The 13,671-nt window shown below is 44.1% G+C and carries 13 protein-coding genes; 10 read left to right on the forward strand and 3 right to left on the reverse strand.

Going from position 1 to position 13,671, the window contains the following annotated elements; genetic code table 11:
• Positions 1-31: 31 nt before the first annotated feature.
• Positions 32-466, reverse strand: a complete 435-nt coding sequence (trxC, locus tag AB4329_RS14960; RefSeq protein WP_372138654.1) for a thioredoxin TrxC — start codon at positions 464-466, stop codon at positions 32-34.
• Between the two features lie 122 nt (positions 467-588).
• On the opposite strand from trxC, the gene AB4329_RS14965 reads away from it, so the two are divergent.
• The 5 genes from AB4329_RS14965 (at position 589) to AB4329_RS14985 (ending at position 4,605) form a co-directional block, all read left to right on the forward strand.
• The gene (locus AB4329_RS14965; RefSeq protein ID WP_102333615.1) at positions 589-1,686 is read left to right on the forward strand and encodes a ketoacyl-ACP synthase III; all 1,098 of its coding nucleotides are present in this window, start codon (positions 589-591) and stop codon (positions 1,684-1,686) included.
• A gap of 22 nt (positions 1,687-1,708) precedes the next feature.
• Positions 1,709-2,173 (forward strand): GNAT family N-acetyltransferase, encoded by a 465-nt coding sequence (locus AB4329_RS14970; RefSeq protein WP_372138675.1) that lies wholly within the window; start codon positions 1,709-1,711, stop codon positions 2,171-2,173.
• A 97-nt stretch (positions 2,174-2,270) separates the two neighbouring features.
• Positions 2,271-3,503: a glycosyltransferase gene (locus AB4329_RS14975; protein ID WP_372138655.1), complete on the forward strand. Its 1,233-nt coding sequence runs from the start codon at positions 2,271-2,273 to the stop codon at positions 3,501-3,503.
• 209 nt (positions 3,504-3,712) lie between these two features.
• Positions 3,713-4,174 carry a YeeE/YedE family protein gene (locus AB4329_RS14980; RefSeq protein WP_010429747.1) on the forward strand — a complete coding sequence of 154 codons (462 nt, stop codon included), beginning with the start codon at positions 3,713-3,715 and terminating at the stop codon, positions 4,172-4,174.
• A complete protein-coding gene (locus AB4329_RS14985; protein ID WP_372138657.1) occupies positions 4,174-4,605 on the forward strand; it encodes a DUF6691 family protein in 432 nt (143 codons plus the stop codon). Before AB4329_RS14980 ends, AB4329_RS14985 begins: the two co-directional genes overlap by 1 nt.
• 163 nt (positions 4,606-4,768) lie before the next feature.
• Here AB4329_RS14985 and AB4329_RS14990 read toward each other — a convergent pair whose 3' ends face one another.
• Positions 4,769-5,644: an endonuclease/exonuclease/phosphatase family protein gene (locus tag AB4329_RS14990; protein WP_017064569.1), complete on the reverse strand. Its 876-nt coding sequence runs from the start codon at positions 5,642-5,644 to the stop codon at positions 4,769-4,771.
• 303 nt (positions 5,645-5,947) lie between these two features.
• On the opposite strand from AB4329_RS14990, the gene nrdD reads away from it, so the two are divergent.
• Positions 5,948-8,068 (forward strand): anaerobic ribonucleoside-triphosphate reductase, encoded by a 2,121-nt coding sequence (gene nrdD, locus AB4329_RS14995; RefSeq protein WP_102394372.1) that lies wholly within the window; start codon positions 5,948-5,950, stop codon positions 8,066-8,068.
• Between the two features lie 155 nt (positions 8,069-8,223).
• A complete protein-coding gene (gene nrdG / locus AB4329_RS15000; protein WP_017069098.1) occupies positions 8,224-8,694 on the forward strand; it encodes an anaerobic ribonucleoside-triphosphate reductase-activating protein in 471 nt (156 codons plus the stop codon).
• Between the two features lie 129 nt (positions 8,695-8,823).
• On the opposite strand, the gene AB4329_RS15005 is transcribed toward nrdG, so the two are convergent.
• A complete protein-coding gene (locus AB4329_RS15005) occupies positions 8,824-10,209 on the reverse strand; it encodes an MATE family efflux transporter (protein ID WP_372138658.1) in 1,386 nt (461 codons plus the stop codon).
• Between the two features lie 211 nt (positions 10,210-10,420).
• Between AB4329_RS15005 and AB4329_RS15010 the strand changes: the two genes are divergently transcribed.
• The 3 genes from AB4329_RS15010 (at position 10,421) to AB4329_RS15020 (ending at position 13,385) form a co-directional block, all read left to right on the forward strand.
• Positions 10,421-11,260 (forward strand): AraC family transcriptional regulator, encoded by an 840-nt coding sequence (locus tag AB4329_RS15010; RefSeq protein WP_137001489.1) that lies wholly within the window; start codon positions 10,421-10,423, stop codon positions 11,258-11,260.
• A gap of 242 nt (positions 11,261-11,502) precedes the next feature.
• Positions 11,503-12,687, forward strand: coding sequence for an amino acid aminotransferase (locus AB4329_RS15015; protein ID WP_372126419.1), 1,185 nt, complete (start codon positions 11,503-11,505; stop codon positions 12,685-12,687).
• An 11-nt stretch (positions 12,688-12,698) separates the two neighbouring features.
• On the forward strand, positions 12,699-13,385 hold the full coding sequence (locus AB4329_RS15020; RefSeq protein WP_017069095.1) for an ATP-dependent zinc protease: 687 nt from the start codon (positions 12,699-12,701) through the stop codon (positions 13,383-13,385).
• Positions 13,386-13,671: the final 286 nt, after the last annotated feature.

Below are 13,671 nucleotides of genomic sequence, written 5' to 3' on the forward strand. Positions count from 1 at the left end.
TAATGCTAAATCAATAGCTTAACCAATAGTATTACTTAGTTAGTGCTTGATTAAGCCACTGATCAAATTGACCTTTTGGCAGTGCACCGTTAATCGTATCAACACGTTGACCGTTCTTGAACACCATCACCGTTGGGATGCTTCTGATTTGATACATAGCCGCCAGTTGCTGTTGAGCTTCGGTATCAATTTTAACAAATCGAACATCGCCAGCGCGCTCTTTAGCGACATCGCTAAATACAGGTGCGAAACCTACACATGGGTTGCACCATGTCGCCCAAAAATCGACAACGACAGGCTGTGAACTGTTCAAAATTGATTGGAAATTCAGTGACGTACCTTCGATTGGTACACCGTCTAGAAGTGCGTTTTTGCACTTACCACAAGTAGGGCTTTCTGAAATTCTTTCTGAAGGAACTCGGTTTACGCCACCGCAAGAAGGGCAACGTGTGTTGAATGTAGACATAACTTTCTCTTTTTATTGCGTCTCCGTGCCTAACGCGATTTACGAATCATGTACGGAACGCTTATACTGTTTAAAACAAGAATAAGATACTCAAATAAAAACAAACAATAAACAGGTAAATGATGACAAAATTTTACGCTGAAATTACGGGCTGGGGAAAGTGTCTGCCACCAGCCGTGCTATCCAATGATGATTTAAGCACTTTCATTGATACGTCTGACGAGTGGATTCGTACTCGAACTGGTATCGAAAATCGTCGTATCAGTCATGTAAATACCTCTGAGCTAGCGACCGTTGCTGCTCAACATGCAATGGCGTGTGCTGGTTTAACAGCCGAAGATATCGATCTTGTGATCGTAGCGACGTGCAGTCCAGACTCTCTTATTCCAAATACCGCGTCTAAAGTTCAACAGAACTTAGGCATCAAGAGCGCAGCAGCTTTTGACCTTAATGCAGCGTGTACAGGCTTTATCTACGGTGTTGAAACAGCAACTCGATTGATTCAAGCGGGCAACTACCGCAATGCGATCGTTGTGGGTGCAGAGCGTCTTTCATTCTTCATCGACTGGACCAAGCGTGATACTGCGGTTCTATTCGGTGATGGCGCTGGCGCTGTGGTTCTATCACGTACTGAAGAACAAGTGGGTTTACAAGAAGCTCAAATCGGTTGTGACGCAGAGGGCCGTGACATTCTAGCAGTACCAAAATTCGGTACTTCTATGGACCGCTTTGCTGCTGATAACGGTTACTGGGATTTTGATTTCGTTGGTAAAGAGATCTTCAAGCGTGCAGTGAAAGGAATGGGCGCTGCAGCACATACAGTATTGAGTCGCACTGGCATCTCAACTGAAAACATCGATGTTGTGATTCCGCACCAAGCGAACATCCGAATTATTCAAACTCTGTGTGATATGGCGGGCATTGAACGTGAGAAAGCGTTTGTGAACATTCAAAACTACGGCAACACATCGGCTGCGACTGTGCCGATTGCATTGTGTGAATCGTTAGAGCAAGGCTTTGTTAAACCTAACTCAAACATTCTTGTGGCGGCATTCGGTGCCGGTTTAACTTGGGGGGCAGGCCATATTAAGTGGGGTAGCCGTGTTGAGCCGTTAGGTCAATCGGACGCTAAGCTTCCAGAAGCAGATAGCTCGGCATTAGAACTTCTAGAGAGAGCCATTTTACACTGTAAAACGCGTCCTAATTCTGAGAATGAGTAGCAGCATGGCCCAAGTTCGTTTTATGACAGAAGCCGACCTCGATGGAGCGGCTTTAGTTCACCAAGCTACTTTTGTTCGACAGCAAAACTCAATAAATTGGTTACAATGTAACTTAAATGCTGCGCCACGCTTTCTTAACTTTGTTGCTGAAAGCGATGGCGAGATTGTCGGCTACATTATTTGGGTTCAAAAGAGTGGGTTTAGGCCTGAAGCTGTTTTGGAGCTAGAACAACTTGCTGTGTTACCGAGTGCTCAGGGGCAAGGATTGGGCAAAAAGCTGATTCTAGACTCTTTGCCTCAAGTGAAGCAGAAGCTATCAGAGCAGGGCTCGACACTAAAACATGTATTAGTGACCACCAGAGCAGATAACTTTGCACAAAAGCTCTATCAGTCGACATTGGGCGCTCAAGTCGAAACCACGATTTCAAACTTTTACTCAGCCGATGAAGTGCTTATGATAGCTCGCAATGTAGGTGAACGAATCTGATCGCTGAGTTCTTAGAACCATTATTATCAGCGGCATAACTCGATTAACGTTTTATTAGGGGCTTCTGTGGCCCTTTTGTTATTTCTTAGGAAGTATTTTGAAGAAAGTTTTAGCAATTGGCTACGTTTGGCCAGAACCGAATTCATCGGCGGCTGGCAGCCATATGATGTCTCTTTTACGTCTATTTAAGAGACAAGGTTGGTCAGTTGAATTTGCAACACCCGCTCAAGAAACCGAGCACATGATTGATCTCTCTGAAGAGGGCATCACAAGCCAATCTATACAGTTAAATTGCGATAGCTTTGACGATTACATTGAAGAGCTGCAGCCCGATGTTGTGATGTTTGACCGTTTTATGATGGAAGAGCAATTCGGCTGGCGCGTCGAGAAGGTATGTCCCAATGCCTTTAAGCTACTGGATACTGAAGATTTACAATTCCTACGCAATGCTCGACACGAAGCGGTTAAGAAAGAAACAGATCTGACCAAAACACACTTGTACAGTGACTTGGCTAAACGTGAAATTGCCGCGATTTTGCGCTGTGATCTTTCGTTGATCATTTCAAGTTACGAGATGGAACTGCTTCAATCTGAGTTCAATATCGATCCCAAACTGCTTCATCATCTGCCGTTCATGGTTGATCTTAATACGCTTCCTGAAAGCACGAAAAGCTTTGAAGAACGTAAGCATTTCATGACGATAGGCAACTTTAGACACGCACCGAACTGGGATGCCGTACTTCAGCTACAGAAGATTTGGCCGAAGATTCGTAAACAGTTACCTGACACTGAACTTCATATTTATGGATCGTATCCGCCGCCAAAAGCAACCGCTTTGCATAACCCTAAAACTGGCTTCCATATCAAAGGTTGGGCGAAAGACGCTCAAGAAGTGATGGAGCAGGCTCGTGTGTGTGTTGCACCTTTACGATTTGGCGCAGGCATTAAAGGCAAGTTACTTGATGCGATGAAGCTACAGACTCCGAACGTGACCAGTGAAATCGGCAGCGAAGGCATGTTGCCACAAGGAGAACTGCAATGGCCAGGTGCGGTTGCTGATGATATCGACGAATTTGTTGAAGCTGCAGTTGCCCTTTATAAAGATGAAGAGAAGTGGCTTAAGGCACAAAGCCGATGTCATTCAATCCTTGAAGCGCACTACGAGCAGAATAAACTGGGCGACACATTGATTGAGCGATTGATTGCGTTAGAGTCGGATCTTGAATCTCATCGACTGGATAACTTCTTTGGTTCGATGCTCAAACACCACAGCATGGCGAGCACGAAGTATATGTCCCAGTGGATAGCTGAAAAGAACAAGACTAAGTAGCTTACATAATACAACCAATACAACCGAATTAAATCATAAGCCCTTAGGTTAACGCCTAGGGGCTTTTTTCATGCAGGGCGCTTGTTAATTCCAGACTTACAAAACGACACATACTCTCAGTACATTAGCATTGACTAATTTATATTTATTAGTAAACTCTAATTTATAGGTTGTCATGAGTTTATGATGTTTGTGGATAGGAGAGGTTTGTGCTTAGTTTGATTCCTTGGGATGCTTTTTTCGGCGGCATGTTGTTAGGCGTGTCGGCCATTGTTTTAATGTTGGGGATTGGTCGAGTTGCTGGCATTAGTGGCATTGTCAGCCGATTATTGCCAACTGGCACCAGCAACAAAGAACGTAAAGATGCGGATACAGCAAACACCGAAAAACACTGGCGTATCGCCTTTGTTGTGGGAATGGTCGCAAGTGGTTGGCTATTAATTCCGACGGGCTACCAACTTCCGCAGTTAGAAGAGATGAATCTCGCTTTAGTGATTATTGCTGGCCTTCTGGTGGGCTTTGGTACTAAAACAGCGAACGGTTGTACTAGCGGGCATGGCATTGTCGGAATGGCGCGTTTATCTAAACGTTCTATTGTTGCGACCTGTGTATTTATGGGTGTGGCAATCGTAACCGTGTTTATCAAGAATCTGACTGGCTTGGGGGCATAATGAAAAACGCTTCATTTACTATCGTTATCGGTTTGGTCGCAGGTATTCTTTTTGGCTCTGGCATGATCATCTCAGGGATGGTTGATCCTGAGAAGGTACTCGGCTTCTTAGACATTACCGGTAACTGGGACATTAGTTTGGCATTCGTCATGGGTGGCGCGCTATTGGTCTTTGCACCGTTTTATCATCTGGTCATTAAAAAGCGCGCTAAAGCCATCAATGGCGAGCCGTTAGATAGCCGTAACAATCCGTTGATAGACAGAAAGCTGATTCTTGGATCTACAGCGTTTGGCTTAGGCTGGGGGATTGCAGGCTTTTGCCCAGGCCCTGCGGTAACCAACCTAAGTGGCGGCAACCCGACGGTGTGGGTGTTTATGATAAGCATGCTGGTGGGAATGTGGCTGGCGGATCGTATGAACAAAACGTGTTAGTAGCAAGCTTATAGCTGATTACATTGGCTTTGACGTTATCCGTTCTGAGCTGACCAAGCATAGAGGTTGACTCGCTTTCAGCACGAAAGTCAGTCAGCCTCTTTCTATATTTACTGTTTCTATTATTTTCAGGTATCTACAATCTGCTGTTATCTAAAATCTACTATTTAATAGTCGTTGAAACTGGACAGTGGTCGCTGAGTTTGTAGTCCAGAACATCTTGTGTTTCAAATACCTTCTGCTTTGCAGGAGAAGCATTTAGCGACTCACTCACCACAATATGATCAATAACAGAGCGGAACTGATGTGTGCGATAATTGTTGCGGTTAGAGCGTACCTTACAATCTGCACGGGTCTTTCGTGTCGCTAACTGCGCATCAGTATATTGTGATAACTCTTTCCACATCCAATCTCGTGAGTAAGCGAGGTTATGGTTAAAGTCGCCAAGAATGGCGTAGTCTTCGTTATTGCGCTCTCTTTGCTTTATCCACTTGTTCAGTTGCTGAGCTTGCTCTTTTAAACGAGAGCAATCGCGGTTGGACTTATACGCTCCGCTACAACCTGCCTTTAAATGCACAGACAACATGTGAATGGGTTTAAAGTTTGTTTCTACAACGATATAGCTGGCAAACCTAAGTTTACTGTTGGATGTGGTTTCAAGCGGAAAGTCAGCGTAGTCGGTGAGGGCTACTCCTTTACGAACTGCAAATCCCGTGTATTGGTTCACTTCTTTAAATTGGCGGTTGCTGTTCTTAGATAGCGCCCGGTCAGACATCAATATCTTGTATTGATCACCAGCCACACGCTGAATGGCATTTACGTTATCGACTTCTTGAAACGCAACCACGTCTGCGTCTAAGGATTGAAAATAAGTTGCGAGTTTGTCGAAATCAGCTTGATCACGTTTGTCAGAAAACTTATTCACAGCCTCGTTGGTTGATAACCATTCGATATTCCAACTGGATATGGTCAAAGGTTCAGCAAATGTCTGGCTACTGAGTAAGCAGCCTAACATTATCCAGTTTTGAAGTCGTTTCATGCCAAATATCCCTAATTTTGTCTGCCAATATTGATGAGCCGTTATCCTACAACACTTACCAAAAATTCAACTCTTTTTAGGAGTTTTTTTATTGTTACATTGTTTCTTTTCGACTTGAGAACTAGCGTAATAATATTGAATTGATCTTAGTCAGCGTTCTCTTTTTATTGATCCAAATCAATACTCAAAGTTGGTGGTTCTCGTTAAATACGCCACAATATCTAGTGTTAGTTAAACGATAAATCGCTCTATATAGTGTGTTTGTGGATAAGTCTGTGAATACCTCAAGAGTAAGGAGAAGTGGTGAAATCAATCGTAATCAAGCGTGATGGCTCAAGAGCTCCATTCAGTAGAGATCGCATCCAAGCTGCAGTGGAAGCAGCATCAGACAAAGCCGATAAGGAAATTGCTATTTATGCACTGAATGTGGCATTAGCAGTTGAGTTGAAGCTCGAAGACTACGATGAAGTTCATATCTCTGAAATTCAAACCATGGTCGAGAACGAGCTAATGCAGGGACCATACAAGTCTCTGGCTCGTGCCTACATTGAATATCGTCATGACCGCGACATCGCCCGTGAGAAGCAAAGCGCTTTAACTCGTGAGATCGAAGGTTTGATCGAAGAAAGCAACGTTGATCTAATCAATGAAAACGCGAACAAAGATGGCAAAGTAATCCCAACTCAGCGTGACCTGCTGGCGGGTATCGTGGCTAAACACTATGCGAAAACTCACATTTTGCCACGTGATATCGTACATGCTCACGAATGTGGTGATATTCACTACCACGATCTAGACTACGCACCGTTCTTCCCAATGTTTAACTGCATGCTTATCGATCTGAAAGGCATGTTAACGCATGGCTTCAAGATGGGTAACGCGGAAATCGACACACCTAAGTCTATTTCTACGGCGACAGCGGTAACCGCGCAGATCATCGCGCAAGTGGCGAGTCACATCTACGGCGGCACAACGATTAACCGCATCGATGAGGTTCTTGAACCTTACGTTATGGCGAGCTACGAGAAGCACTTATCGCTAGCGAAAGAGTGGGACATTCATAGCCCAGAAGCTTTTGCTATCTCTCGCACAGAGAAAGAGTGTTACGACGCGTTCCAATCTCTGGAGTACGAAGTAAACACGCTGCACACCGCTAATGGTCAAACACCATTCGTGACGTTTGGTTTTGGTTTAGGTGAAAGCTGGGGCTCGAAATTGATTCAGCAATCAATCTTGAAAAACCGCATTGCAGGTTTGGGTAAGAACCGTAAAACAGCCGTGTTCCCTAAACTGGTATTTGCGATCAAAGATGGTTTGAACCACCAGAAGCAAGATCCAAACTACGACATCAAGCAATTAGCGCTAGAGTGTGCGTCTAAGCGTATGTACCCAGACATTCTTAACTACGACAAAGTAGTAGAAGTGACAGGGTCATTTAAAACTCCTATGGGTTGTCGTAGCTTCTTGAATACTTACGAAGAAAATGGTGAGTTGATTCACGAAGGCCGTAACAACTTAGGTGTTGTTAGCTTGAACTTGCCACGTATTGCGATTAACGCAAAACAAGATATGGCTAAGTTCTACGAACTGCTTGATGATAAACTCAAGCTGGCTCGTCGTGCATTAGAAACTCGTATTTCTCGTCTAGAAAACGTGAAAGCGCGTGTTGCTCCAATCCTATACATGGAAGGTGCGTGTGGCGTTCGCTTGAAAGCAGACGACTCTATTGCAGACATCTTCAAGAACGGCCGTGCGTCTGTTTCTCTTGGTTACATCGGTATCCACGAAGCAATGACTGCGCTTTACGGCACAGACGTTCACTTGTACGACGACGGCGAAATGCGTGCTAAAGCGCTTGAGCTAGTGGAGTACATGAAGCGTGAAGTAGAATCTTGGACGAAAGAGACAGGTTATGCATTCAGCCTATACGGCACACCAAGTGAAAACCTATGTAGTCGTTTCTGCAGCATCGACACCAAAGAGTTTGGTGTGATTGATGGCGTAACAGACCGTGGTTATTACACCAACAGCTTTCACTTAGACGTGCAGAAGACAGTGAACCCATACGACAAGATCGATTTTGAGATGCCTTATCCTGAAATCTCTAGTGGTGGTTTCATCTGTTACGGTGAGTTCCCGAACATGCAGAAGAACATCGAAGCACTAGAAAACGTATGGGACTACAGCTACACACGTGTTCCTTACTACGGTACAAATACGCCGATTGATGAGTGCTACGAATGTGGTTACAACGGTGAATTTGACTGTACTAGTAAGGGCTTTACGTGTCCTAAGTGTGGCAACCACGACTCAACCAAAGTATCGGTAACACGCCGTGTTTGTGGTTACCTTGGTAGCCCAGATGCACGACCATTTAACTTCGGTAAGCAAGAAGAAGTTAAACGCCGAGTGAAGCATCTTTAGTAAGCTCTAAGATTATTAGCTAGCTTATTTAGAAGAGCTACGTTTCAAGAAATATGATTGGTATCGGCGTTATGTCGATACCAATTCTTTCGTTTCAGCTTTTACAACACATCTTCTCAAACTATTAAGTAATCACGAGTTTTCAATACTGCCTTATGAATTATCACCAATATCACCCAATCGACGTTGTAAATGGCCCTGGAACACGCTGCACTTTGTTTGTGTCGGGTTGTGTACACCAGTGTCGCGGGTGTTATAACCAATCGACGCAAAGGTTGGACTCTGGGCATTTGTTTACTCAAGAACTGCAAGACCACATTATCGCTGATCTCAATGATCCGCGAATTAAGCGTCGTGGCTTGTCGCTTTCTGGTGGTGATCCTTTGCATCCTGCAAACGTGTCTGAAGTGCTTAAGCTTGTTCAGCGTGTAAAAGCAGAATGTGAAGGCAAAGACATCTGGATGTGGACGGGCTACGAGCTCGACGAACTCGACGAAAAGCAGAGGCAAGTACTTGAATATGTTGATACTTTGATTGATGGTCGTTTTGAGCAAGATAAAGCGGATCCAATGTTGGATTGGCGTGGTAGTTCAAACCAAATCATCCATCGATTTACTGATATATAACTGCTGTCGTGACTTTGCACACTCGTAAACGAAAAAGGGCTTCATCGTTAGCGCAATGCTACAAATCAGCCCTTGGGTGTGAGTTCTTTGAATCTATCGCCTGCACGTCAGTGTCAGTTTATCGCCTGTTTATATAGGAATGTGCTCAGGCTCGTCGATTAGATTGTTGATCCATTTCTTAGAGTGAATTCGCTGGCTAGTTAAAGCGATCTTCGCTAACTCCTCCAGTAACACAATCATCAACACCCATTCTAGCGGCCAACCCAACACCAGCGCAGTAAAGTAAGCAAGGGGAATACCGATTGCCCATTGGCCAAACAGGTCGATGAAGATACTGTAGTTGATGTCTCCACCACTTTTCAGCACGCCACCAATACCAACCATATTGAAGACTCTTAGTATCATGCCGAGTGCCATGACTAAGGTGACGTTAACGGCTGTCTCTTTGAGCTCTAAGTGAGTAAGGCCGATCATGTATACGATCGCGGGTTTAGCAAACCAACACACCAAGGCTAATATAGCCGCAAGCCCACAGCTGACCAATACATAACCCCATGCGGTGTTCTCAACACGTTGATAGTTCTTCGCGCCGATCTCGTTGCCTAGAATGATCGAAGCGGCGACCGCAAACCCCATGAACGCCGAGATCAAGATACTTTCTACTGGCGATAACAGCGAAATGATCGCAAGCTCTCCAACACCCATTTGCCCAACTATCACGTTATAAATAAGAATCCCGCCCGCCCATGCTGTGTCATGAACCAACATAGGTATTGCTATCGTGAAGTACTTCTTTCTATGCTTCGGTAATATCGCTTCTCGCCAATTACTTAATGTCGGGAATAGATGCGCGTAGTGTTTCTTCGCCATGATAAGCACCGCTATCGTCTGAAAGAATCGAGACACCGTGGTGCCAATAGCCGCACCAACTACGCCCAGTTCTGGAAATCCAAACAAACCAAAGATCAGCAATGCATTGAGAATCGCATTAACGATGATTGCCCAAATACTGATCTTGGTGGGTAGATTGGCTTCGCCGACCGATCGCAGTGCGCTTTCTAAGGGCACTACGATCGCGGTACCAAAAAGGCTGGCTCCTGTTATCCAAAGGTAATCCGTTGCCAAGCGGACGTAATCAGGGTCTGAGGCCACCACAGACACGACTGATTCAGGAGCCAATGTATAAATCAACACAAAGGGGATGATGGTAAAGACAGACAATGCCCATGACTGTGCTAATGTGCGTCTAATTCCGTTGAAATCTCCCGCACCGAAATATTGCGAAGCTAGCACACTGACAGCGCCGCTAATCCCGGATACCATGATCAAGTTGAAGAAAAATATGCGGTTACCTACACCAACCGCCGCAGTTGCAGAGTCACCCAGTTGGTTAACCATAAAAATATCGACCACGCCGAGTAATGAAAACAACATGGTTTGTAGCGATACAGGCAAACCGATGTGTAAAAGCTTTTGCCAAAAATCTTTGTCTAGATGACGATATGTCGAGCGCATCGCATTTCCCCTGTGGTTAATATGCGAGAAGTTTATCGGTATTTGTTTTGGCTGTATTGTTCAGGTTCATCACAAACTTTTGCCAAACTATCTATTTTCAAAAGCTTCCTATTTGTCAAAACGACCTGTTTTCAAAATCATCTATTTCAAAACTATCGAATGACTAATGTGGCGATTTAATTGCAGACAAACCTAATGAGCGACCAGTGAAATGAGTGAGAAACACGAACGGTACGAGATCTCTGATCAGACACACCAAGAGTTTGTCGATCAAAGCCATGTATTGGCATTCGAAGAATTGGGTATCGTTCAGTGTGGGACGGCGTCGTGCCGAGATTTCTTTTCTGTCCATCGGAAGAATCCACAGAAACACATGCTGCTTTACACGGTTAGGGGCAAAGGGTGGTTAGAAAGTGGGGCGTGTCGCTATATTCTAGAGCCGGGGTCGTGCATTACTGTGCCTGCAGGCGTTGAGAATGGCTTTGGGATTGAAGAAGAAACATGGCAGATAGCGTGGATCTTTCTATCGCCTGATAAGCATTGGGATAATGTCGTCAATGATGAAGTGAGTTATACGCTCTCTCCTGCAGCCGAAGTCGTCTCGTCTTGTATTCATACCTTGCTGAGAAGTATTGCCTTGCCCATTGATTTAGGCGGAGCGATTGCCATTCACAGCGTAGCCCAAATAGAGTTCATGATTAATGCACCAGTCCCGCAGCAACAGTCTCGAAATTTGATTCGCTTGAGACGTGTGTTCGACAGTGTTCAAAAGCAGCTTCATAAAGAGTGGAATGTGCATGAGCTAGCAAACCTATTTCCTTGTTCAGAGCCGCACTTCCATCGTTTGTGCCAACGTTATTACTCTCATAGCCCGATGACTCATATTATGCGTATGAGAATGGAATACGCTGCAAGGCTGCTCAGGTCGAGTGATTGGTCGATTCAACACATTGGCGAGATAGTTGGATATCCCAATGCCGCTAACTTTAGCACTCGGTTTAAGGCTTGGTCAGGAATGACACCAAGACAATTCAAACAGAGTGCCCAGTAGTAATCTTAATAGAGCACGTGCAAACATAAGAATATAGGAACATAAGACGCATAGAAATAAAGCAATTTGAATTGTGCAATGGGTCATTAGGTGTTTGAAATTTGCACTATTTATCCGTTTGAAACGACCAATCTCTGATTACTTATGGTAACTAAGCGCTTCTATTAAAAAATGTTTCTGATTTTAGTACGAAAATGTTAACGTGAAATCCATTACTTGAATTTCAAAGGGTTGTGACTTTCATGTTTTCACATCTACCAAAACCAACTTTAGATCCAATTCTATCTCTTTCTGTTGCTTACCGCGGCGATACTCGTACTGATAAAGTCGATTTAGGCATTGGCGTTTACAAAAACGACCAAGGCGAAACTCCGATCATGAAAGCCGTTTCTAAGGCTCAAGATATCGTTGTTGAGACTCAGAAAACCAAAGCTTACGTTGGCCTAGCAGGCTGTGAAGAGTTTAACCAGAGCATGGTTGATCTGCTGCTTAAAGGGACTTCTGCAATGGATCGCGTAGCTGCGATTCAAACACCGGGTGCAAGTGGTGCACTTCGCATGTTGGGTGACTTAATGAAAGTTTCTCAACCAGACACCACGGTTTGGATTTCAAACCCAAGCTACGTTAACCACAAACCGGTGATGGAAGCGGCAGGCTTAAAAGTTCGATATTACAATTACTTCAGTCCTGAAACGAAGCAAGTTGATACTGCAAGAATGTTGGATGATCTTTCAAAAGCGGGTCCATCAGACGTGGTACTACTGCACGGTTGCTGTCATAACCCAACGGGTGCGGATATCAACTTTGAGGCGTGGCAGGAAATTACCAAACTATCGCAGAAAAATGGCTTCTTGCCGTTCGTTGATATTGCTTACCAAGGCTTTGGTGATGGCTTAGAAGAAGACGCAAAAGGTCTTCAACACATGGCTAACAACGTCGAAGAGATGTTGATTACGACATCTTGCTCGAAGAACTTCGGTTTATACCGTGAAAGAACGGGTGCCGCTATCGTGATTGGCAAAAACAGCGAACACGTTGGCAATGCTAAAGGTAAGCTTCTAACGCTTGCTCGTTCAACTTACACAATGCCGCCAGATCATGGTGCAGCTTTGGTTAAAACAATTCTTCAGAATCAAGAGCTAACCTCGATTTGGAAGCAAGAATTGAGTGAAATGCAGCAACGTTTGTTAAATCTGCGCCAAAGTTTATGTGATGAATTGCGAAATACTTATAACACGTCACAATTTGACTTCATTGAAAGCCATAAAGGCATGTTTAGTGTACTAGGCTTTAAAGAAGCTCAAATGAATCAATTACGTGAAGAATATGGAGTCTATGGTGTTGGTGATGGACGCATCAATATCGCAGGCCTTTCCGAATCTCATATTCCTTATGTAGCAAAAGCGATAGCAAACGTTTCAAAATAGAAGGTGACTGAATGTATAATTGGAAAGCGATTGTAGTTTTAATGCTAAGTGGTGGCCTGTTTGCTTGTTCGGCTACAACTCAAGCTCCTGTTGAGCCAGAGCAAAAGCCTCAAATCGAACAACCTGTTGTGGATGACTCTTCAAAAACTGACGCAACAGAAGGCGAGAAAGTAACGGAACCTACTGAGAAGCCTGAAGAAGTAAAACCAACTGAGCCGGAAGTAAAACCTGCACCTGTTGAAAAACCAGTAGAGAAGGTTAGAAAAACAAGTGACGGCAAACTGATTCTTGGTGAAGAAGAGTGGGTGTTTGTTCCTGGTTTAAAAGAAGCGTTTAAAGCACGTGTCGATACCGGTGCAACAACCTCTTCAATCAGTGCAGTTGATATTGTTGATTTTGAACGTGACGGCAAAGACTGGGTTAAGTTCAAGATTGAACACGACGGAATTACAACTGAAGAGATCAGCTTACCAGTAGAACGCTGGGTTAAGATCAAGCAATCAAGCGCAGAAGGCACACAACGACGCGCTGTGGTTGTAGCTTCGATTCAAATTGGCGATCTAAAAGACAAAACTGAATTTACGCTAGCCGACCGAACGCATCTTTCTTTCCCACTTCTGTTGGGTAGAAGCTTCTTTAGAGATGTTGCGGTTGTCGACGTGAGCAAAAAATACGTTCAGAAGAAAATTACTAAATAACAAGTTCTGCTCGTCATCAAAGCTTTTCGTTTGAAGAGCTATAGTTTCAAAGGTGACGAGCTTAAAAGACTTTTAGTGTTGATAAATGAAATCCCTACCAGTTCTGCTGGTGGGGATTTTTTTATTTACACCCCATAACGTATGAAAAGCATCTAAATGGTCTATGTTTACTATTCGTTTACTGTTTAGCCTCGACAACGTGATCGAGATCTCTATATAATCCGCGCTTCGATTTTTGTTTAATCCATACTTTCGTACTTCTTATTTAGGTTCTTGAAATAGCCTA

The sequence above is a fragment of the Vibrio sp. 10N.261.54.A5 genome (assembly GCF_041471145.1).
Lineage (GTDB): Bacteria > Pseudomonadota > Gammaproteobacteria > Enterobacterales > Vibrionaceae > Vibrio > Vibrio crassostreae_C.

What these genes read in the sequence shown, in the direction of transcription:
- trxC (WP_372138654.1), bottom strand. Translation starts at nt 466, where the DNA reads ATGTCTACATTCAACACACGTTGCCCTTCTTGCGGTGGCGTAAACCGA.
- nrdG (WP_017069098.1), top strand. Translation starts at nt 8,224, where the DNA reads ATGAATTATCACCAATATCACCCAATCGACGTTGTAAATGGCCCTGGA.
- AB4329_RS14970 (WP_372138675.1), top strand. Translation starts at nt 1,709, where the DNA reads ATGACAGAAGCCGACCTCGATGGAGCGGCTTTAGTTCACCAAGCTACT.
- AB4329_RS14965 (WP_102333615.1), top strand. Translation starts at nt 589, where the DNA reads ATGACAAAATTTTACGCTGAAATTACGGGCTGGGGAAAGTGTCTGCCA.
- AB4329_RS15010 (WP_137001489.1), top strand. Translation starts at nt 10,421, where the DNA reads ATGAGTGAGAAACACGAACGGTACGAGATCTCTGATCAGACACACCAA.
- AB4329_RS15020 (WP_017069095.1), top strand. Translation starts at nt 12,699, where the DNA reads ATGTATAATTGGAAAGCGATTGTAGTTTTAATGCTAAGTGGTGGCCTG.
- AB4329_RS14985 (WP_372138657.1), top strand. Translation starts at nt 4,174, where the DNA reads ATGAAAAACGCTTCATTTACTATCGTTATCGGTTTGGTCGCAGGTATT.
- AB4329_RS15015 (WP_372126419.1), top strand. Translation starts at nt 11,503, where the DNA reads ATGTTTTCACATCTACCAAAACCAACTTTAGATCCAATTCTATCTCTT.
- AB4329_RS14990 (WP_017064569.1), bottom strand. Translation starts at nt 5,644, where the DNA reads ATGAAACGACTTCAAAACTGGATAATGTTAGGCTGCTTACTCAGTAGC.
- AB4329_RS15005 (WP_372138658.1), bottom strand. Translation starts at nt 10,209, where the DNA reads ATGCGCTCGACATATCGTCATCTAGACAAAGATTTTTGGCAAAAGCTT.